Annotated in this window: 19 protein-coding genes; 18 read left to right on the plus strand and 1 reads right to left on the minus strand. The window is 45.4% G+C overall.

Going from position 1 to position 20,432, the window contains the following annotated elements; translation table 11 throughout:
* Positions 1–6: 6 nt before the first annotated feature.
* From AC1U9Z_RS00600 to AC1U9Z_RS00675, 16 genes are all read left to right on the plus strand, one after another.
* On the plus strand, positions 7–1,620 hold the full coding sequence (locus AC1U9Z_RS00600) for a glycoside hydrolase family 57 protein (protein WP_479955189.1): 1,614 nt from the start codon (positions 7–9) through the stop codon (positions 1,618–1,620).
* Between the two features lie 206 nt (positions 1,621–1,826).
* Complete coding sequence (gene bshB1, locus AC1U9Z_RS00605; RefSeq protein ID WP_479955340.1) at positions 1,827–2,531, plus strand: bacillithiol biosynthesis deacetylase BshB1; 705 nt, start codon at positions 1,827–1,829, stop codon at positions 2,529–2,531.
* A 2-nt stretch (positions 2,532–2,533) separates the two neighbouring features.
* Complete coding sequence (bshA, locus tag AC1U9Z_RS00610) at positions 2,534–3,673, plus strand: N-acetyl-alpha-D-glucosaminyl L-malate synthase BshA (protein ID WP_479955191.1); 1,140 nt, start codon at positions 2,534–2,536, stop codon at positions 3,671–3,673.
* Positions 3,673–3,984, plus strand: a complete 312-nt coding sequence (locus tag AC1U9Z_RS00615) for a putative quinol monooxygenase (RefSeq protein ID WP_479955193.1) — start codon at positions 3,673–3,675, stop codon at positions 3,982–3,984. Before bshA ends, AC1U9Z_RS00615 begins: the two co-directional genes overlap by 1 nt.
* A 42-nt stretch (positions 3,985–4,026) precedes the next feature.
* The gene (locus AC1U9Z_RS00620; protein WP_479955195.1) at positions 4,027–4,827 is read left to right on the plus strand and encodes a C40 family peptidase; all 801 of its coding nucleotides are present in this window, start codon (positions 4,027–4,029) and stop codon (positions 4,825–4,827) included.
* Between the two features lie 268 nt (positions 4,828–5,095).
* Positions 5,096–5,785, plus strand: coding sequence for a DUF2225 domain-containing protein (locus AC1U9Z_RS00625; protein ID WP_479955197.1), 690 nt, complete (start codon positions 5,096–5,098; stop codon positions 5,783–5,785).
* A 236-nt stretch (positions 5,786–6,021) separates the two neighbouring features.
* Positions 6,022–9,627 carry a DNA polymerase III subunit alpha gene (locus AC1U9Z_RS00630; RefSeq protein ID WP_479955199.1) on the plus strand — a complete coding sequence of 1,202 codons (3,606 nt, stop codon included), beginning with the start codon at positions 6,022–6,024 and terminating at the stop codon, positions 9,625–9,627.
* A 116-nt stretch (positions 9,628–9,743) separates the two neighbouring features.
* Complete coding sequence (locus AC1U9Z_RS00635) at positions 9,744–10,439, plus strand: cation:proton antiporter regulatory subunit (protein ID WP_479955201.1); 696 nt, start codon at positions 9,744–9,746, stop codon at positions 10,437–10,439.
* A 61-nt stretch (positions 10,440–10,500) separates the two neighbouring features.
* The gene (gene mtrB, locus AC1U9Z_RS00640; protein ID WP_479955203.1) at positions 10,501–10,734 is read left to right on the plus strand and encodes a trp RNA-binding attenuation protein MtrB; all 234 of its coding nucleotides are present in this window, start codon (positions 10,501–10,503) and stop codon (positions 10,732–10,734) included.
* A gap of 156 nt (positions 10,735–10,890) precedes the next feature.
* On the plus strand, positions 10,891–11,082 hold the full coding sequence (locus AC1U9Z_RS00645) for a putative signal transducing protein (protein ID WP_333530170.1): 192 nt from the start codon (positions 10,891–10,893) through the stop codon (positions 11,080–11,082).
* Positions 11,083–11,119: 37 nt separating this feature from the next.
* The gene (gene accD / locus AC1U9Z_RS00650) at positions 11,120–11,980 is read left to right on the plus strand and encodes an acetyl-CoA carboxylase, carboxyltransferase subunit beta (protein ID WP_479955342.1); all 861 of its coding nucleotides are present in this window, start codon (positions 11,120–11,122) and stop codon (positions 11,978–11,980) included.
* 11 nt (positions 11,981–11,991) lie between these two features.
* On the plus strand, positions 11,992–12,936 hold the full coding sequence (locus tag AC1U9Z_RS00655) for an acetyl-CoA carboxylase carboxyltransferase subunit alpha (RefSeq protein WP_479955205.1): 945 nt from the start codon (positions 11,992–11,994) through the stop codon (positions 12,934–12,936).
* Between the two features lie 71 nt (positions 12,937–13,007).
* Complete coding sequence (pfkA, locus tag AC1U9Z_RS00660) at positions 13,008–13,970, plus strand: 6-phosphofructokinase (RefSeq protein ID WP_333530172.1); 963 nt, start codon at positions 13,008–13,010, stop codon at positions 13,968–13,970.
* Positions 13,971–14,010: 40 nt separating this feature from the next.
* On the plus strand, positions 14,011–15,762 hold the full coding sequence (gene pyk / locus AC1U9Z_RS00665; protein WP_479955207.1) for a pyruvate kinase: 1,752 nt from the start codon (positions 14,011–14,013) through the stop codon (positions 15,760–15,762).
* A 306-nt stretch (positions 15,763–16,068) separates the two neighbouring features.
* Positions 16,069–16,668, plus strand: coding sequence for a DedA family protein (locus tag AC1U9Z_RS00670; protein ID WP_479955209.1), 600 nt, complete (start codon positions 16,069–16,071; stop codon positions 16,666–16,668).
* Between the two features lie 22 nt (positions 16,669–16,690).
* Positions 16,691–17,614, plus strand: coding sequence for an SGNH/GDSL hydrolase family protein (locus AC1U9Z_RS00675; protein WP_479955211.1), 924 nt, complete (start codon positions 16,691–16,693; stop codon positions 17,612–17,614).
* A gap of 129 nt (positions 17,615–17,743) precedes the next feature.
* Here AC1U9Z_RS00675 and AC1U9Z_RS00680 read toward each other — a convergent pair whose 3' ends face one another.
* Complete coding sequence (locus tag AC1U9Z_RS00680; RefSeq protein WP_479955213.1) at positions 17,744–17,977, minus strand: hypothetical protein; 234 nt, start codon at positions 17,975–17,977, stop codon at positions 17,744–17,746.
* A 362-nt stretch (positions 17,978–18,339) separates the two neighbouring features.
* Here AC1U9Z_RS00680 and sigI point away from each other — a divergent pair, with 362 nt between their 5' ends.
* Both sigI and AC1U9Z_RS00690 read left to right on the plus strand, forming a co-directional pair.
* Complete coding sequence (gene sigI / locus AC1U9Z_RS00685) at positions 18,340–19,095, plus strand: RNA polymerase sigma-I factor (RefSeq protein WP_479955215.1); 756 nt, start codon at positions 18,340–18,342, stop codon at positions 19,093–19,095.
* The gene (locus AC1U9Z_RS00690) at positions 19,088–20,254 is read left to right on the plus strand and encodes an anti-sigma-I factor RsgI family protein (protein ID WP_479955217.1); all 1,167 of its coding nucleotides are present in this window, start codon (positions 19,088–19,090) and stop codon (positions 20,252–20,254) included. The genes sigI and AC1U9Z_RS00690 overlap by 8 nt, the downstream gene beginning before the upstream one ends.
* The last annotated feature ends 178 nt before the right edge of the window (positions 20,255–20,432 follow it).

Here is a 20,432-nt window from a genome sequence, read left to right on the forward strand (position 1 = left end):
TGTTCCTTGGCAAAGGGTTACTTGTCAATCGTATTGCATGCACATTTACCCTATGTAAGACATCCGGAAAGCGAAAAATACCTGGAGGAAAATTGGTTTTATGAAGCCTTAACGGAAACCTATATTCCTATGGTCGATGTGTTTAATAGACTATCCTATGAAAATATACCCTTTCGTTTAACTTTTTCTATTTCGCCACCGTTGTTATCGATGTTTACGGACCCATTATTACAGGAACGATATATTCGGCATCTTAATAAATTAATGGAACTGGCCCAAAAAGAAGAAGCCCGTACCGATGGTACACCCTTTCACAGTGCAGCTTTAATGTATAAGAGAAGGTTCCAACGGGCCTATGATATTTTTGTTCATGAAAATAATTGTAATTTGATGAATGCCTTTAGGCAGTTACAAGAAAATGGGCATTTGGAAATTACTACTTGTGCTGCCACCCATGGGTTCTTACCGATTATGATGACGAATCGAGAAGCTGTCAGGGCCCAAATTGAAACGGCGGTTAATTTACACAAAAAACATTTGGGTCGTGCACCGGAAGGCATTTGGTTACCGGAATGTGGTTATAGTCCTGGCGTGGATGAGCATTTAAAGGAGTATGGACTGAAATATTTTTTTACGGATAGCCATGGATTATTATATGCCTATCACCGTCCCCGCTTTGGCAATTTTGCACCAATTTTTTGTCCCACCGGGGTTGCGGCCTTTGCCAGGGATATTGAAAGTTCCAAACAGGTTTGGAGTTCGGATGAGGGTTATCCCGGCGATGCGGATTACCGTGAATTTTACCGTGATATTGGCTATGATCTTGATTTTGATTATATAAAGGAATACATTCACCCGGATGGGATAAGGACTCATACCGGCCTGAAGTACCACCGTATTACAGGCAGGGTAGATCTGGCTGACAAACAGCCCTATTACCCTGATTGGGCTATGCGGAAGGCAGAAATACATGCAGGAAACTTTCTTTTTAACAGGGAGAAGCAAATTGAGCATCTAGCCTCTTTGATGGAACGACAGCCAATCATCGTGGCACCCTATGATGCAGAGTTATTTGGTCACTGGTGGTTTGAAGGACCCAGTTGGCTGGAATTCTTGATCCGAAAGATGGCCGGTAACCCTACGGTTAAATTAATTACCCCATCCGATTACCTGCGCCAGCATACCAGTAATCAAGTAACCATACCCTGTCAATCCACCTGGGGTAATGCTGGTTATAACGAAGTATGGTTAAATGAAAAAAATCATTGGATTTATCGCCACCTGCACATGGCGGCGGATCGCATGACAGAATTGGCCGACATGTTTCCACAGGCCGAAGGAAATTTGCGACGGGCTTTAAACCAGGCGGCGAGGGAGCTTTTATTGGCACAAAGCAGTGACTGGGCCTTTATCATTTCCACTGGCACCATGGTTTCTTACGCCATACGCAGAACAAAACAGCATTTAGCGAATTTTTTAAGGCTCTATAATGAAATAAAATACTGCCGGATTGATGAAGGCTTTGTAGCTCACCTGGAGTGGCAAAACAATATTTTCCCGGATATTGATTACCGTTCCTGGCGAAGCAGGAATTATCAGCAGCAAGCGGCTATTTGTTAACCTGCGTTTAACCATCCGTCTTTGTCATTGAGCGGTAGCAAAGGGTATACCCAAGATCCTTTGCTATTGCTCAGAATGACATTTAATTGCTTGTCCTTGGTGCCACTTACAGCACGGAAATCAGCCGGGTTATTATTTCTAGATGCAAGGAATTTTTAACTAACTACCGAATAACTTTAGGCAAAGGGAGTTGGTGAACGATAGAGATCGATGTATTAGCAATTGGGGCACACCCAGACGATGTCGAGGTGGGGGCGGGGGGTTTAGTGGCAAGGTTTGTTCACCAGGGAATCAGGGTAGGGATTGTTGATCTTGCTGCGGGTGAAATGTCAACGAATGGAACGGTAGAGCAGCGCCGCCAAGAGGCACAAAGGGCGGCCCTGACGCTGGGTGCCGTATGGCGCAAATGTTTAGGTTTGCCCGATCGGGATATTGCCTTGATAAAAGAGAACGTTCAAGCATTGGTGACATTAATTCGTGAGAGCAAACCCCAATTAATTATTTGTCCCTATTGGGAGGATCGACACCCTGATCATGTAAATGCTGCAAAATTAACGGCTGAGGCTAATTTTGATGCAGGGTTAAAAAGGATTGCCCCGCATTTACCACCCCATCGTGCTAAATATATTTGGCATTATTTTTTGTCCAAGGCAGTGGAACCACAGTTTGTTGTGGATGTTAGCCCCTTTTATGAGATAAAAAGAGCTGCCATTAAGGCACACCAAACACAATTTGGCAAAGATATGGAGCAGCAACAGACCTTTTTAAATACTGGTCCTGGGAGTCTGCTTTCCATAATTGAAAGCAGAGATCGCTTTTATGGTGCACAAACAGGATGTATGTATGGTGAAGGATTTATTACAACCGCTCCTTTGGCAGTGAAGGATCCTTCTCTCTTAATGGGGGTGTAGTAATGAACATCGGTATACTATGCCATGCAACCTGCGGGGGAAGTGGTGTGGTAGCTGCAGAAATAGGGAAGAACTTAGCCAGTAAAGGACATCAGGTTCATTTTATCTCCATCGGTCATCCCTTTCGCCTGAGAAATTATCAAAAAAATATTTTTATCCATGAAGTAGGAGCCTTTCATCACCCGCTTTTTGAGGTTCCGCCTTATTTTATTAGTCAAGTTAATAAAATAGTAGAGGTATTAAGGAGCTGCCAATTGGATCTGCTGCACGCCCATTATGCCGTACCTCACTCCCTGGGGGCACATTTGGCAAGGCAAATTCTTGGCCAATATATTCCGCTTATTACCACCCTGCATGGCACCGATACCTCACTGGTGGGAGCCCACGAAGAGTTTTATGAGACCACCCGCTATAGCTTGGAGGTCAGTGATTTAGTTACCGTGGTTTCTAATTTTTTATCTGAACAAACTCGTGAAGCATTTAATTATACAAAGGAACTACCCGTTCTTTATAATTTTGTTGATACGGAGGCCTTTCGACCCTCCCGGGGAATGGAACGGAAACTTCTTGCCAATGAAGATGAAGGGATCATCATACATATATCAAATTTTCGACCGCTCAAAAGGGTGCTTGATGTGATTCACGTGTTTAACCAAGTAAGGCAAAAACGTAAGGCTCGGTTAGTCCTAATCGGTGATGGTCCGGATATGCCTGCGGTACAAAAGCTGACACAAAATTTAGGTTTGGTTCGGGAAGTTACCTTCCTTGGTCAGGTGGATCATGTTGCGCCTATTTTGGCATTGGCAGATGTCATGTTATTTCCCTCCAGTTGTGAGAGTTTTGGCCTAGCGGCACTGGAAGCTTTAGCCTGCGGTGTTCCTGTGGTGGCCTCCCGATCCGGGGGGATTCCAGAGGTTGTCGAGCATGGTCAAGTGGGTTTTCTCACAGAGGTGGGAAATGTAGCGGAAATGACCAAATACACCTTACTGTTATTGGAAAATAAGGATTTAAAGGAAAAGATATCGGTCAATGCCAGGAACCATGCCGTGCTTAAGTTTAATGCGGCATATTGGGTGGAAAAATATGAAGGTATTTACCAGTTAGTCTTACAACAAAAACCAGCTTTCAGAGGAGGATTATGATGCAAGTTATCACATTTGGAAAATTTGAAGCCCAGGAAGGTCACGGGGATGAACTTCGGAACGTCATCCAGGAACATATGAAATGTTTAAATCATCAACCCGGACTGGTGCATGGATATGTGGCTAGGTCTCAAGGGAACAGTAATAAGTTTGTGGTGATCTCTATTTGGGAGAATGAAGAAGCGCAGCAAGCGGCAATGGGCAAATTAAGCAGTGACCCCGGTGCCACAGCTGGATTTCTTCAACTCATGCAATTGCTAGAGGGTCAACCGGACTTTGGAAATTATGTTGTAGAGAGCATAACCAAATAAACTGCCGAATATTGTGTAATAAAAGGGCAGAGGGATGATTCTATGATGGATCTCAGAGAGGTAGAAGTGGGGACCACTGTAATCACGTCGGTGTCTGTGGCTGATATCTTGGAACAACCTGAGGCAGGGGTTCCCCTGGTTACGCAACAGTTAATGGGGTGGCCAGCCCTTGTGATGGGTGTTGAGGGGGATTGGCTTCATCTACAATGTCACGACGGTTCCCCCGGCTGGGGCAAGGTGGATCATTTCTGTCTCTCAAAGTGGCCCCAGGAAGCTGTAGCCATACAGGTTACTAAGCCTGCGGCCAGATTAAGCCGTCACCCCTTATGCACCAGCGATCGTTTTTGTACGTTATTTATGGGAAGTATATTGCCAGTGGTGGGACAGGAAAACCAAAGATTAAGGGTTGTCTTACCGGAAAAAAAGTATGCATTTTTAGCCAAGGATGCCACGAACATGATGCCCCAGGGTGGATTTGGCCAAAGCAAAGGGGTATTAATGGCTGCGGGACGCTTAGCCGGGGCTCCTTACCTTTGGGGGGGCATGACCGTGCGGGGTTTTGATTGTTCGGGCCTTACTTATATGGCCTATTTCAGCAATGGCTACCAACTACCCAGGGATTGTCAGGATCAGTTTAAGGTAGGGAAGCCTGTGCAAAAAGAGGAACTTACAGAGGGGGATCTCGTGTTCTTTTCTACCATTGAGCCGGGTCCCTCACATGTAGGGATATACCAGGGAGATGGTTTATTTATCAATGCCCGCAGTAAAGAAGGAGTAACGGTTACCTCCTTTGATGATCATTTTTTTAGCGGACGCTATTTAGGTGCGAGAAGATACCTTTAGCCGTCAGCTATTAGCCCAAAGGCAATACGAAAACGGTTAAAAGGCTTCATGCCGTTAGTGGCATCTGCAAAAATGTGTGTCACCCTGAGGGACAGTGAAGGATACTGGAGTTAACTAGCTAATGAAGGAAAGATCCTTCGCTATCGCTCAGGATGAAAAAGGTTTGTGGTAGTCTGGTAATTAGGCTAAAAGCGAATGACTAAAATTCTCCAATCCGTTCCAGTTATTTGCTATAATATAGGTATTATGTTTTTTGGAGAGGAATATTATGCAAATTAATGAAGATATGATCTTCCAGGTAAAAGTAACTTGCCCGAATTGTGGACAAGAATTTATGCATCCTGAAGTTAAAACTAGATACATTGTGGTAGAAAAGCAGGACAGTGATTTTTGTACCCATTACATAGGTATTAACCCGGTATTTTATGATGTCATGGTCTGTCGTTATTGTGGCTTTTCCTTTACGAAGGAAACAAATAAAGCCCTCTCGGAACAGGAAAAAACCACAATCAACACGATCTTAGCCAACTGGCCGAAGGATGGGGTGCAATACGGCGGCCTGAGGACCCTCGACCAAGCCATTAAGGTTTATAATAAGGCCATTGTTTGTCAGGAACTAAGAAATGCCAAGGATTCTGTGAAGGGTTCTTTATACCTTCGCTTGGGCTGGCTTTACCGTTATCAGGGAAATAAAAATAATGAAGATCAGTCCTTGCTGCGGGCCTTAGAATTTATGAGACGAGCCTACGAAAGGGAGACTTCATCGGACGCCAAAAAGGAATTGCGTATGATGTATTTAATTGGGGATCTGTCATACCGAAGTGGTGATTTTGGGGGGGCAGTCAAGTGGTTTCATTCCGTTACCAACCATCCCGCAGCCAACAGCTATCCAGTTTTCAGCAGAATGGCTCGATCCCGTTGGCAGGATATCCGTGAACAAATACAGCGACAGAAATAAATTTTATAGATGATCGTTAGACTGTGCGACAGGGAGATTGATCTCTCTGTCGCATTTCTTACACTGGCAGAAATATAAGATTTTAAAGAGGATATTATTAAGAAAAGCTAAGGCTCGCTTGCCTGTGCCCTTTAGGGTATGGCCTAAAGGGCACAGGCAAGCGAGCCAAGCTTTTCTAAGTTGCAAAGTTCATGTTAAAATAATTTTAGAAGTAATGCATTTTACTGGAGGGGTAAGTGGTGTCAGAGAATCAATTTGTCCATCTTCACCTTCATAGTGAATATAGCCTTTTGGATGGGGCAACCAGGATCAATCAGGTAGCCAGGCAGGCGAAGGAAAATGGTATGGATGCACTGGCCATTACTGATCATGGCTGCATGTTTGGGGTCGTTGACTTTTATAAGGCCTGCCAGAAAGAAGGGGTTAAACCCATTCTTGGCTGCGAAGTTTATGTGGCACCGCGACGCAGAATGGATCGGGTGCCCAAGCTGGATGATCAGCCGAACCATTTGGTACTATTGGCGGAAAACCAAGAGGGTTATAAAAACTTACTAAAACTAGTATCCCTTGGCTATACCGAGGGTTTTTATTATAAACCCAGGGTGGATAAGGAAATTCTGAAGTGTTATAGTAAAGGTCTGATTGCCCTCAGTGGCTGTTTGGCCGGAGAGGTTGCCGATAAAATTCTTGGCCGTCAATTGGACAAGGCCCGTCAGGCCGCCTCAGACTATTTAGAGATCTTTGGTAGGAATAACTTCTTTTTGGAATTACAGGACCACGGCTATCAAGAGCAACGGCTGGTGAACCGGGAGTTGCTGAAGATTGCCAATGAATTACAAATCCCGCTGGTGGCAACGAACGATGTCCATTACTTGAAGCGGGAACATGCAGATATTCAGGATGTATTACTTTGCATCCAAACGGGGAAAAGCGTTAATACACCTGGACGCATGAAATTTGAAGGCCAGGAAATGTATTTAAAAAGCCCTCATGAAATGAACCTGCTCTTTGCGGAGATTCCCGAGGCGTTAAGTAATACTGTAAGGATTGCTCAGCGCTGTCAAGTGGATTTGACCTTTGGCCAGTACCACTTGCCTTACTTTAAGGTGCCCGAGGGGTCTAGTCCGGCCCAGCATCTAAGGGAAAAGTGCCTGGAAGGTGTAATCAAAAGATATGGCCATTGCAGTGGACAGGTGCAGGAAAGACTGGAATATGAACTAGGTGTCATTGGCCAAATGGGGTACGATGAGTATTTTCTAATTGTTTGGGACTTCATTCATTATGCCAGGGAAAAGGGCATTGCCGTTGGTCCCGGGCGGGGTTCTGCCGCAGGCAGCATTGTTGCTTACTCATTAGGCATCACCAATATTGACCCTCTTAAATATAGTCTATTATTTGAACGTTTTTTAAACCCGGAGCGTATTTCCATGCCGGATATAGACATTGATTTTGACTATGAACGGCGGGGCGAAGTGATTGATTATATTGTGCAAAAATATGGCACGGATCGGGTGGCCCAGATCATTACCTTTGGCACCATGGCTGCCCGGGCAGCCATTCGGGATGTCGGTCGGGCTTTGGATATACCCTATGGTGAGGTGGACCGGGTAGCTAAATTGGTGCCGATGGAACTAAATATTACCATTGCCAAGGCTTTAGCCAATTCACCGGATTTAAAGGCAGCCTATGACCAGGACCCAGAGGTTAAACGCCTGGTGGATACTGCTGCAGAATTAGAAGGGATGCCCCGGCATGCCTCTACTCACGCTGCGGGGATCGTGATTTCGAAAGATCCATTGGTAGAATATTTACCCCTGAACAAAACCTCCGACGGTTTAGTGACCACCCAATTTCCCATGACTACCGTCGAGGAACTGGGTCTGCTGAAGATGGATTTGTTGGGTCTGCGCAATTTGACTGTCATTGCCGAGGCCGTGGAGCTAATTAAGCAGATTCGAGGCGTTCAGCTGGATATAAATGAAATTCCCCTGGTGGATCAGGTTGCCTTTGATATGTTAACCAGGGGTGAGGGAATTGGCGTATTCCAATTGGAAAGCAGTGGTATGCGCAACATTCTCAGGGAACTAAAGCCCAATGCCTTTGAAGATATTGTTGCCCTGGTTGCCCTTTACCGACCGGGTCCCTTGGGCAGTGGCATGGTAGAGGATTTTATTCAACGGAAACATGGACAAACCAAGGTGGATTATTTTCATCGGGATTTAGAGCCTATTTTAAAAGAGACCTATGGCGTTATCCTGTATCAGGAGCAGGTCATGCTGATAGCCAGAGTCATGGCGGGCTACTCCTTGGGTCAGGCCGATTCTTTGCGTAAGGCCATGGGCAAAAAGATTGCCAGGATTATGGCCATGCATCGGGATTGGTTTATTAATGGCAGCACAGTGGATGAAAAGGGAAAACCGTTATTGTACCCCATTCCCGGAGCGGTGGCCAGGGGCTATGACCGGCAGTTGGCGGAAAAAATGTTTGACCTGATGGAATACTTTGCCGGCTACGGCTTTAATAAATCTCACTCCGCTGCCTATGCCCTGGTTTCTTACCAAACAGCTTATCTGAAAGCCAACTACCCGGTGGAATATATGGCAGCCCTTTTGACCTCGGTGAGGGATAATACCGACAAAGTGGTCCTCTACATTGAGGAATGCCGACGCATGGGTCTACAAGTATTGCCGCCGGACATTAACCATAGTAAGGAAAACTTTACCGTAGCCAATGGAGCCATTCGTTTTGGCTTGGCGGCGGTGAAAAATGTTGGTTGGGGTGTGGTACAGGAGATTATCAAGGTGCGTCAAAAGGAAGGGCCTTTTACCAGCTTTTTTGACCTATGCGGACGTTTAGACACGCGCTTGGCCAACCGCAGAGTATTGGAAAGTTTAATCAAGGCCGGAGCCCTGGATGCCTTTGGCTACCGATCGCAATTAATTGCCGGTTTAGAAATGGGCATTGAGCATGCCGCACGTTCCCAGCGGGATAGGGAAAGGGGACAAGTGAGTCTTTTTGATCTAATACCGGAAAGTTCGGCCCAGCTGCTGGCAATGGAACTTCCCTCGGTTCCTAAATTAACGGCTCGGGAACAACTGGAAATGGAAAAAGAAGCCCTGGGACTTTATATCTCAGGTCATCCCTTAGCTGAATACAGCTGGTTGTTAGATCATTTGGAAGTACAAAGAGTGGTGCATCTGAGTGAACTTCCAGACGGTCAGCCTCTATTATTGGCGGGGGTTATCTCAACCATGAAAAGGATTACCTCACGCAAGGGTGCCCCCATGGCCTTTATTACCTTTGAAGATTTAACAGGAAGCTGTGAGGTGGTTGTTTTCCCGGAGGTTTATCGCCGCCATTTGAGCATATTGGATCTGCGGGAACCACTCTTGTTCAGGGGAAGAGTTAGTAATAACGGTGAAGAGGCCAAGATTTTGTTAGAAGAGCTTCAGCCACTGGAAAAAATAACCAGCGAATTATGGCTGAGGATCACAGACACCACTGACAAACCACAGGAATTGGCGGAAGTGCTGGCAGCACATCCCGGGCAGACGTCCGTCTTTCTCTTTTATCCAAGCACCAAGCACAAGGTACAGTGGGAAAAGGGAGTTTCTCTCAGCACCGAGCTAAAGCTGTCATTGCAACGGCTTTTCCAGGCAGAAAATCTTCGAATTCGTTTGACACACCCGATTAAAGTTCCCGTGGCTGCAGCTAGAGATACCACGCACTTTAGAGAAACACCGAACCAGTATAGCATTGGCACCCAAACAGCGGGCCTTCAACCATCCGGTGCCTTTGATCCTGACACTTACCCAGTGCCGAAGAGTTTACTGGAACTGTAATTAGCCATCAGGTTGAAGGCTAAAAAAGATGACCATTTTTTACCACCCCGAGAAACTTGTGAGAGACCTAGACTCGTTGATATAATCTTCTCATTACATAACAATGGGGTTATAGAATGAACCTGATTTTCCTGGTGTCGTTTATACTCGTCCTTTTTATTATTGTGGAGATATCAGCCATTGCCCTTAAATTGACCGGGATGGATTTGCATATTGCTCGTTTCCAAGCCCTTTCTGCCCTGGTAACGGTGGGTTATACTACCTCTGAGTCGGAACAGGTGGTCAAACACCATGTACGACGGCGTCTGATCATGGTTCTGATGATTTTGGGTTATTTGGGAACAGCCACCATTGTCTCTGCTCTGATTGGATTAATGCGTCATCCCCTGACATTAATTCAGACCAGTATCGCCATCATGATCGTGCTATTGGCCGTAAGCGTTGCTTCTAGCCGCAGCATCAGGGGTAGGCTGGATAGGGGCATTGAAAGGCGATTAGCCCGTCATTTGACCCTGCAAAAAAAGACGGTGGAGGAGGTACTCCATTTAGACAGGGAGTACGGAGTGGCAGAGGTTCGTTTAAAGGATCATAATCCTTTGGCAGGTAAATGCATTGCGGATAGCAAGATCCGCGATCAGGAACTTTTTATCCTGGCAATTGATAGAAAAGGAGATTTTTTGCACTCCCCAAGGGGTAAGCAGGTCCTCCGGGGTGGAGATAAACTGATCGTCTATGGCAGACTAAAAAATATTTATCACTTACTTTGCTGGGATTGCCAAAAGGATGACGAAGATAACCCGCTTGTAAATTAATTGCAGATATGATAAGATGAATCAACTGTAAAAAAGAGGAAATTACTTGGGGTGAACATAATTGGCTGAAAATATTAATATCGTTGCGGGTGAATACATCGTAGTGAAGGCCCTGGAAAATGGGGTAACCCTGATTGGTTTAACCAGAGGTGGGGTAACCAAATTCCACCATTCAGAAAAACTTGATAAAGGTGAAATCGTGATTGCTCAGTTTACCGAGCATACTTCAGCCATTAAAATACGTGGTCGGGCAGAGGTTTTGACCAAGCATGGCAAAATCTCAACAGATGACTAGTTGGCAACCAGCATATGCAAAACTGTATCCAGAGCTATTACTCTGGATATACTTATTTTTATAGTATAAAAAAAGAGGAATCACCGTGTATTTATAGAAAGAACTATACGAATATCCATGGGTATTCTACTATGTAATCAAGGGGGCCATTTATAAGTGTGGACAGTCGTATATATTGCGCCCAATCGTAAACAAGCTGAGAGATTACAAAAGGCACTATCACAAGAAGGGCTACTGGTAAAATTACGCAATATCGGACTGCCGAACGGCAATGATAATGGTTCTGTGGAAATTTTAGTACCAGAATCTGAGCTGGATGAGGCATTGGAGATTATTAACACCATATAGATACGCGGGGAACTAAGGGAGAGGTGAGTCTTTGGTCCTGGAAATATTTCGTAAGTCTAAATATGTAACTGTACGCCCCGATAAAGCAGAACAAAATCAAGAAACCGAAAGAAGAGACATTCCTGAAGGCTTATGGGTTAAATGTTCAAGATGTAATGAAATTATTTATACCAAAGAGCTGGATAAGAATTTTAAAGTTTGTCATAAGTGCAATTTCCACTTTCGTTTAAATGCCAAGGAACGCATTCGTATGACCCTGGATGAGGGTTCCTTTATAGAATTTGACAATGAGTTAACTACCGTAAATCCCTTAAATTTTCCCGAGTATGAAGAAAAAATGCAGACGATACAAGAAACCACCGGCTTGCAAGAGGCTGTGGTCACCGGACAGGGGACCATCGGAGGAAACCCGATCATTATAGGGATTTTGGACTCCCATTTTTTTATGGGAAGCATGGGGTCTGTGGTGGGTGAAAAAATCACAAGAGCCATAGAAACAGCCATTGAGAAAAAATTGCCCGTGGTTTTATTTTCTTCCTCTGGTGGGGCTAGGATGCAGGAGGGTATTTTGTCCTTGATGCAGATGGCCAAGACCTCTGCCGCCCTGGCCAAATTGGACGAGGCAGGGTTATTGTTTATCTCTGTTTTCACGGATCCCACAACGGGTGGGGTAACGGCTAGTTTTGCTTCTTTAGGAGACATTATTGTGGCAGAACCCGGAGCCATCATAGCATTTACTGGTCCGAGGGTTATCGAACAAACCATTCGCCAAAAATTGCCCGAGGGTTTTCAACGGGCCGAATTTATGCGTCAACATGGCATGGTGGATATGATTGTAAATCGTCCGCAGCTAAAAGAAACCTTGGCTAATATTCTGGCACTTCATAGGACGAATTAAAGGAGGCCTGTATGGCGTTAGATTTTGAAAGGCCTTTATTGGAGTTAGAGGCCAAGATTGAAGAACTTAAAAGGTTTACCAACGAAAAAGGCATCGATTTTTCCGATGAGATTATTCTTCTGGAGAAAAAGTCCAGGGATATGAAGGAAGAGATATATCGTAATCTAGATCCTTGGCAAAAGGTGCAAATTGCCAGGCATGCTGCCCGTCCCAATACCAAGGACTATATAACGGCTCTTTTCCACGATTTTCTGGAGCTCCACGGTGACCGCCTTTATGGTGATGATCCCGCTGTAATGGGTGGTATTGCTCGCTATAAGGGTATTCCCGTAACCGTAATAGGGCATTTAAAGGGACATGATACCAAGGAAAATGTCTATCGGAATTTTGGTATGGCTCACCCCGAAGGATTTCGCAAGGCCTTGCGTTTAATGAAGCAAGCGGAAAAATTTAACCGTCCGGTGATCTGCTTTATTGACACCGCAGGTGCCTATTGTGGTATGGGTGCGGAAGAAAGGGGCCAAGGTGAGGCCATTGCCAAAAATCTGATGGTCATGTCTGCTTTAAGAATTCCCATCATCTCTGTTGTCATTGGTGAAGGCGGCAGTGGCGGAGCCTTGGCCCTTGGAGTTGCCAACACAATTCTCATGCAGGAACATGCTATCTTTTCAGTAAGCTCACCGGAGGCCGCAGCCAGCATCCTTTGGAAAGACGGTGCCAAGGCGAAAGAAGCAGCGGAGGTATTAAATCTTACGGCCCAGGATTTGCTAAGGTTTGGTGTTATTGATGAGATTCTTCCTGAGCCATTGGGTGGTGCCCACAGTGATTTAGCGGCAACCTATCAGATGGTTGATAAGTCTTTGGCACATAACGTAACAGAACTTATGAAAATACCCGTTGAAGAATTGGTAGCAGCACGGTATAGAAAATTTCGTTCCATCGGTCAAACTGGATAAAAATATTGTATAAGCCTGCCGTTTCACGGCAGGCTATAGGTGTATTGGGACATAGTAGGGAGGGTTGTTACATGCAGAGAATTGGTGTACTAACCAGTGGCGGGGATGCTTCGGGCATGAATTCTTGTATACGTGCGGTGGTGCGTAAGGCCATCTACCATGGCCTGGAGGTCATGGGTGTCCACCGGGGCTATAGCGGTCTGATAGAAGGTGATATGTGTCCCATGAATCTTAGTTCTGTGGCAGATATTATTGGCCGTGGTGGTACCGTTTTACATACAGCTCGATCCGAAAGATATAAAACCAAAGAAGGCCGGTCTCAGGTCATGGAAAATGTGCAGCGTTTTGGGATTCAGGGACTGGTGGTTATTGGTGGCGATGGTTCCTTTATGGGGGCGCAGTTGTTACATCAAGAATATGGGCTGCCAATAATTGGTGTACCTGCCACCATCGATAATGATATTTCAGGCACGGATTATACCATCGGCTTTGATACGGCGGTAAATAATGTGGTGGAGGCCATCAATAAGATTCGGGACACCGCAACATCCCATGAGCGTACCTTTGTAATTGAAGTAATGGGGAGAGATTCAGGCAATATTGCCCTGGCCGCTGGTTTGGCTGGTGGGGCAGAAAGCATATTAATCCCAGAAATTCCTTTCAATATAGATGATATTTCTAAAAAACTCCTGAACGGTATTAAAAGGGGTAAACTACACTCGATCATCTTAGTTGCCGAAGGTGCAGCCAGTGGATTGGATATTGGTAATATCATTAAAGAAAAAATAGGTTTTGATACCAAGGTATCCATTCTCGGACACCTACAGCGGGGTGGTACACCTTCTTCCTTTGATCGGATACTGGCTGCCAGATTAGGTGCCAAAGCAGTAGAATTACTGATGGCAGGGGAATCGAATAAAATGATAGGCATGAGGTCCGGGGAGATTTTAGCCACTGATTTAAATGAAATCATTGGCAAGCGTCGCCCCATTGATAAAGAGATGTATGATCTTGCCAAAATACTATCGATATAGAAATTACTTGCAAGGGATTCTGCATAAGGAGGGGTCTTTGATGAGACGTACTAAAATTGTATGTACCATCGGTCCTGCCAGTGAAAAAATTGAGATTTTGAAAAAAATGATGCTGTCTGGAATGAATGTAGCAAGATTGAATTTTTCCCATGGTACCCATGAAGATCACGCGAATAGAATTGCTGCCATTCGTCAGGCAGCCCAAGAAGTAGGTCAAAACATTGCTCTTATGCTTGATACCAAAGGTCCTGAGATTCGCCTCAAGACATTTGCTAACCCACCGGTTGTCTTAAAGCAGGATCAACGTTTCACCTTAACGACGCGAGAAGTGTCCGGTGATCATACCATTGTATCCGTGACCTACCAGGATTTGCCCAAGGATGTTCAGCCAGGCAGTAGGGTTGCTGTGGCAGATGGGGTCATTGAAATGGTTGTGGAGCAGGTTGAAGGCACGGAAGTCCACTGCAGGGTAATCAATGGTGGTCAGCTTACCAACCAAAAGGGTGTCAATTTACCTGGCGTCATGGTAAACTTACCCTCTATTACCGAAAAGGATATCGCTGATATTATTTTTGGTTTGGAACAAAGGGTGGATTTTATTGCCGCTTCCTTCATTCGTAAACCCGCAGATGTTTTGGCCATACGTCAGATCATTGAGGAAAATGGTGCGGATGTTGATATCATAGCCAAGATTGAAAGCCGTGAGGGTGTTGAGAATCTGGCGGATATAATTAATGTGGCAGATGGAATTATGGTAGCCAGGGGAGACTTGGGTGTTGAAATTCCCGCAGAAGAAGTGCCTGTGCTGCAAAAAACAATGATTGAAATGTGCAATAAAGCAGGTAAGCCAGTCATAACCGCTACCCAAATGCTGGAATCCATGACCCAAAACCCGAGACCTACCAGGGCAGAGGCCAGTGATGTGGCGAATGCCATCTTTGATGGCAGCGATGCGATTATGCTTTCCGGTGAGACGGCTGCTGGCAAATATCCCGTGCAAACGGTGGAAACCATGGCCCGTATCGCCCAACGGGCAGAGTTGGCAGTAAATTTTGATGATCTCCTTGAACTCAGGGGTGCAGCCCTGCAAAGGACAGTCACGGACGGAATCAGCCATGCGGTTTGCACCGTTGCCAAGGATCTGGGTGTAAGTGCCATTGTCACAGCCACGGCCAGTGGCCATACTGCCCGGATGATTGCCAAGTATCGTCCGAAGGTACCCGTTATCGCGGTGACACCTAGAACGAATGTGTTAAGGAAACTGGCTCTGGTTTGGGGTGTGATTCCCTTGCTGATCCAAGACGTGCACGGTACCGATGAAATGATCAACACCTCCGTGGAGGCTGCACTGGCCTCCGGGAATATTGCCGCAGGGGATCTCATCGTCATTACCGCTGGTGTGCCGGTGGGTGTCCACGGCACCACCAATATGATGAAGGTGCATACAGTGGGTACACTGTTAGCCCAGGGAACAGGTATTGGCCAAAGGGCAGTGACCGGCAGGGTGCGCATTTGTCGCACACCGCAGGAGGCAGAACAAAAGGTTCGTCCCGGAGATATTCTTGTTACCGTATCCACTGACCGCGAATTTGTACCCGCTATGCAAAGGGCCACGGCTATCATTACAGAGGAGGGTGGACTTACCTCTCATGCTGCCATCGTAGGTTTGGAATTTGGCATACCTGTGATTGTCGGTATGGATAATGCCACCAGCATTCTACCGGATGATGAAATTATTACGGTGGATAGCCAGCGGGGACTGGTTTATGGCGGCATTGCCAGGGTTTTATAGTTTACGAGGTATTACTAGAAATGAAGCATAACTTGCCTTTTGGCAGGGTTGTGCTTCATTTTAGATTTACCGGATAGCCAGGGGCAGTGGAGGGCCTAGCGCATCAGCAGGGGCTAATTGGATGCTTCTTTTCAACGCCATGGTTTGGGCTGGCTTGAACCCTTATGGAAAGAAAATTTTACTTACATACAGCCCTTTGCCAGCAATGGCTTATATCGAACCAACAAATTTAAGCAAACTAAGCCCACCCAGAAAACAAATATTAAAGGACTCGAACAGCCATAATAAACTGGGGAGGCGAAAAAGTTGTCTGAACAAATCTTAGACATTTTAACGAGTCTAGGTTTACCCGGTTTATTTGTTGGCGTTTTTTTGGAAGCCCTGGGCCTTCCTTTTCCCGGAAGCGTCTTAGTTGCATTAACAGGTTTTTTATGCCGTCAGGGTGAATTTAATATTATTATTGCTTGGTTGGTGGCCTTGGCAGGTTATTTAATGGGTTCGATTACTGCCTTTGTACTTGGTCGTTATGTTGGGGAGCCCTTCCTTACCAAATGGGGAAGATATCTGCAACTTACGCCGGAGAGATTTGCCAAGGCCCAGGAGCTATTAACTAAATCTGCTCCTGGTTTTATTATCGGGGGACGGTTTATTCCCACTGTCGGTAACTTAACACCTTACATCGCAGGCATTAGCGGTCTTTCGTTGATCAAGTTTCTTTTCTTTGACCTAATTCATGCCGTATTGTGGCTCACTGCCTTTTTAGGTGGTGGAGCACTGCTCGGTCAAAATTGGCCCAGGCTGATGGATGCTCCGGGGATTAAATATTTATGGATACTGGCGGTGGTTCTGCTGGGAGTATATTTAATTCGGCATTATTTGCCTGGTTTACAGCGTAATAGAATTTGAGTTTAATCGGGAGGGAAGATAAATGATTCGTGTTGTGCAGGGAGATTTACAACAGCTAAGTAAATTATATCCTAAACCTGATCGGGTGCTGCAGGCAAACCAGAAAGAGAACATCCAACAGGAAATCAGGACAGTGATGGCTAGGGCACTGAAGGCTGCCACAGAACAAGGCTTAGAGACTCTGATGCTGCCAGTGGTAAATACCAGGGAACAGGAGATTTCGGTGGCGGAAATGGCACCCCTGATGGTTTCCGAAGCCCGGCGGCACATGTCTTTCCATACCGGTTTAAGGGAAGTAACCTTCGCTTTGCCAGATGAGGCAGGGGTGCATTTTTTTGAGGAAGTTATCAATCGAAATAAGGTCGTATGTTTAGGTGACAGCATTACCTATGGTTATCCAGATGGACCGGGTTTTTCCTGGGTCACCAAAGTGATTGACAACGCAGATTATCCTATGTTAAACCGTGGTATCAATGGGGAGACCACGGGACAGATGTTGGATCGACTGCAAAGGGATGTTATTTCTGAAAAACCGGCCTATTTAATCTTTGCCGGAGGGCATAACGATGGTTGGCAGAAGGTTTCCTTGCCAAGGGTTCAGCACAATATCCAGCAGGTGGTGGAGTCGGTACTGCGGCAGGGTATCTGTCCCATAATGGTTTTACCATCCCCCTTAAACATTGAACAACTCTTGCAATGCTTCGATGGGACTCGCCAGGATGCAGAGGAATATCATGAAAACTTAGGCCAAATTCGCCAGTGGATTGATCAATATGCCAAGGAAAGGGAGTTCCTTACCTTAGATTTTCACACCCCGCTACTCCTTACGGGTACCGATCAGGGAGACCCCCGCTACCTGTTGGACGGCGGACATCCCACCCACGAGGGCTACCGCCTCCTTGGCCAGGCAGCGATCCGGCAATTGGCCAACCGATTACATTTCTAAAGTGGGGCGGGGGGGACAGGTTCTTTGTCCCGCCCTGCTAGCACAAGGGGACGGTTCTTTTGTGTTGTTCTCTAGAACAACACAAAAGAACCGTCCCCTTGTGCTAGCGGAATGGTCAAGACCTTTTCATTAGTCCACGCCTAACACTTGCCGCAGGGCTAAAATGTGGCGGCATTTAAAAGAGGTGTCGTGACGGGATCGCCAGCGAAAGGTACAGCAATCACAGCTACCCACGGTGGTGGTCAATTCCCAGCGGCAGTCAGCTTCTATTACAGAGCCACTGTTGGGGCCAGTTACATAGACCACTAGGTCTTCCACGGCGTAGGGCTCAAAGAGTTTAATCTCAACATGACCTTTATTCACGTCTAAATCCACCTTTCTTTATTCTGTTCTATAATATTGTATCATAGTAAATGACTTCCGTGCCGCAGGCAGTACCAGCAAAGAATGAAAACTTTATGTTATCCTGAGCGATAGCGAAGGTAATGACGGCAATCCAATTGTTTGGCTGTTTAACATTAATTGGAAGCAGTGGTTATACCTTTTTATATTGCACATATCTACCTATCCCTGTAAAATTATAAGGACAACCTCTGCAAATTTAAATAGGGCAGGGGTTTTTTCTATTACCCAACCCCTTCATTACCTACTAAAAAGGATTACCCGGGTCGTATTCTATAGTAAGGAAAAAAGGATATCAGAGGGGAGTAGTTGGGTCAGGAGGAGTGACCAATTTGACATTGGAACAATATACGGCACTGTACCTGAACCAGGCTAGAAATGGCGATGCGAATGCAAGGGAAAATATATTGGAGCAGGCCAAACCTTTTGTTCAGGGTGTCTGTGTAAAATACTGCAATCGTTGTTTGGAATGGGGCAGGGATGAGGAATTAAGTGTTGGTATCATGGCCTTTAACGAAGCCATTGATCGATTTGAAGAAGCAAAGAAAATACCCTTTCTAGGTTTTGCCAGGATCGTTATTAAGAGTCGCCTTTCGGACTATTTTCGCAAGGAGTCCCGGCATAGACATCAACCCCTGGAATATCAGATTGCCGATAATGCGCCTATGCACCATGAAACGGTTCAGGCTTGGGAAATATATTTGCACGAGGCAGAAATGCGAGAGCGTCAAGAGGAAGTTCTGGAATTTCAAAAGGAGCTTTCTCAATATGGTATAAGCGTCAGCGAACTGGTAGATGCCTCACCTAAACATAGGGATTCCAGAGAAAATCTTATTTCAGTTGCCAGTATTCTTGTGGAAAAGGATTCACTTATGGAACATCTGCTTCGTACCGGACGGCTGCCTGTAAAGGAGCTAGCTTTGGTTTCGGGTCTTCATCGTAAAACAATTGAAAAGGGCCGGCGCTATATCATAGCAATGGCACTTTTATTGAACCATAGAGACAGATTTATCTATCTTTTTTCTTATTTAAAATTAACTGGTTGGTCAGAAAGAAAGGAGGGAAGCAATAATGACTAAGATTACGGGAATTTTAGTACAGAAAAAGGGACCCATGGGTGTACTGATGACCTCAGAGGGACATTTTGTAAAGGTGCTGCTTACCGGTAAGAATCATATCCTGGGTCAGGAAATTCTAGGTCTAAAATATCCCTCCTTAATTCAAGGAATGGCTGCGGCCTCTGTGCTGGTGGTGGTGCTCATTGGTATTTGGAGCAAATTTTTGATTAGTCCGGCTGCTGCCTATGTGGCGTTGGATATTAACCCCAGTGTGGAACTTGCTGTTAATAAATCGGGCACGGTTATTAAAGCCAGTGGACTCAATGAAGATGGCATGGCACTGTTAGAAAAGGTTACCCCTAAGAAAATGGAAATTTATCAAGCGGTGGAAATGCTGCTGAAAGAAGCAGTAAATTGCAATTATTTAAATGATAATAATAATATTGTTTTGGCAACTGTTATTCCTTCAACGAAGAACCAAACAGTGGTTGATCAAGATAAATTGGAATCGACCGTTCAAATATCCGTGGCCGAGATACCTGCTCCGATTAAAGTGGTTACCGAGAGTGCCACTAAACAAGATCACAGATTAGCTGAGGCAAAGGGACTTTCGGTGGGGCGCTATCTGATTTACCAAGGCAGCAGCCAGAAGGGCGGAAAAATCAATTTGGATGAATTAAAGACAAAGGGTTTGGGGGAATTAGAGAAGGAAAAGGGTATAGAAATTCAGCAATACCTGCCTCATCCTAAAGCCAAAGCGAAGGTAGGAATTAAAGTCATGCCCAGTTCAGGCTCACAGGAATTCCAATTCAAGGAGAAGACGAACCAAGAAAAATACCCCAATAAAAACCTACCCCCGGGACAGTTAATGAAACAGGAGTCCGGCAAATCCTCAGTCAATTGGAGGGTATTACCAAATCACCCTGTAAATAAAGAAATTCAATCAAGGGGTGATGATAGGGATGAAGGCAAACTAAAAGAAACAAGGGAAAATGATAACCAAAAGCGACGGGATGACCGTCGCCAAAGCCATATGGATAATAAGAAAAGCAAGGATAAGGAGCAAAGACCTGCCCAACCCAACGCTCAAAAGAAAGAACGGAAAGAGAAGGAACAGAAAGAGAAAGAAAAGAAGATAAAAGACCAAAAGAAGAATGAGCAGAAAGAGATCAGAAGATAAAAGACCAGGAAGAGAAAGACCCTGAAAAATAGGTGCTGAACCCTGCGTGGCGACTCCCCCCGTCAGCTTCGCTGCTATCCCCCTCGGAGAAGGAGGTTTTTTGATAATCCCCCTCTTCGAGGGGGATGGCACGCTTATGGCATTTTCAAAGTCAATAGTTAACGCAAAAACACCTCCA

It is taken from the genome of Desulfotomaculum sp., from assembly GCF_982386235.1.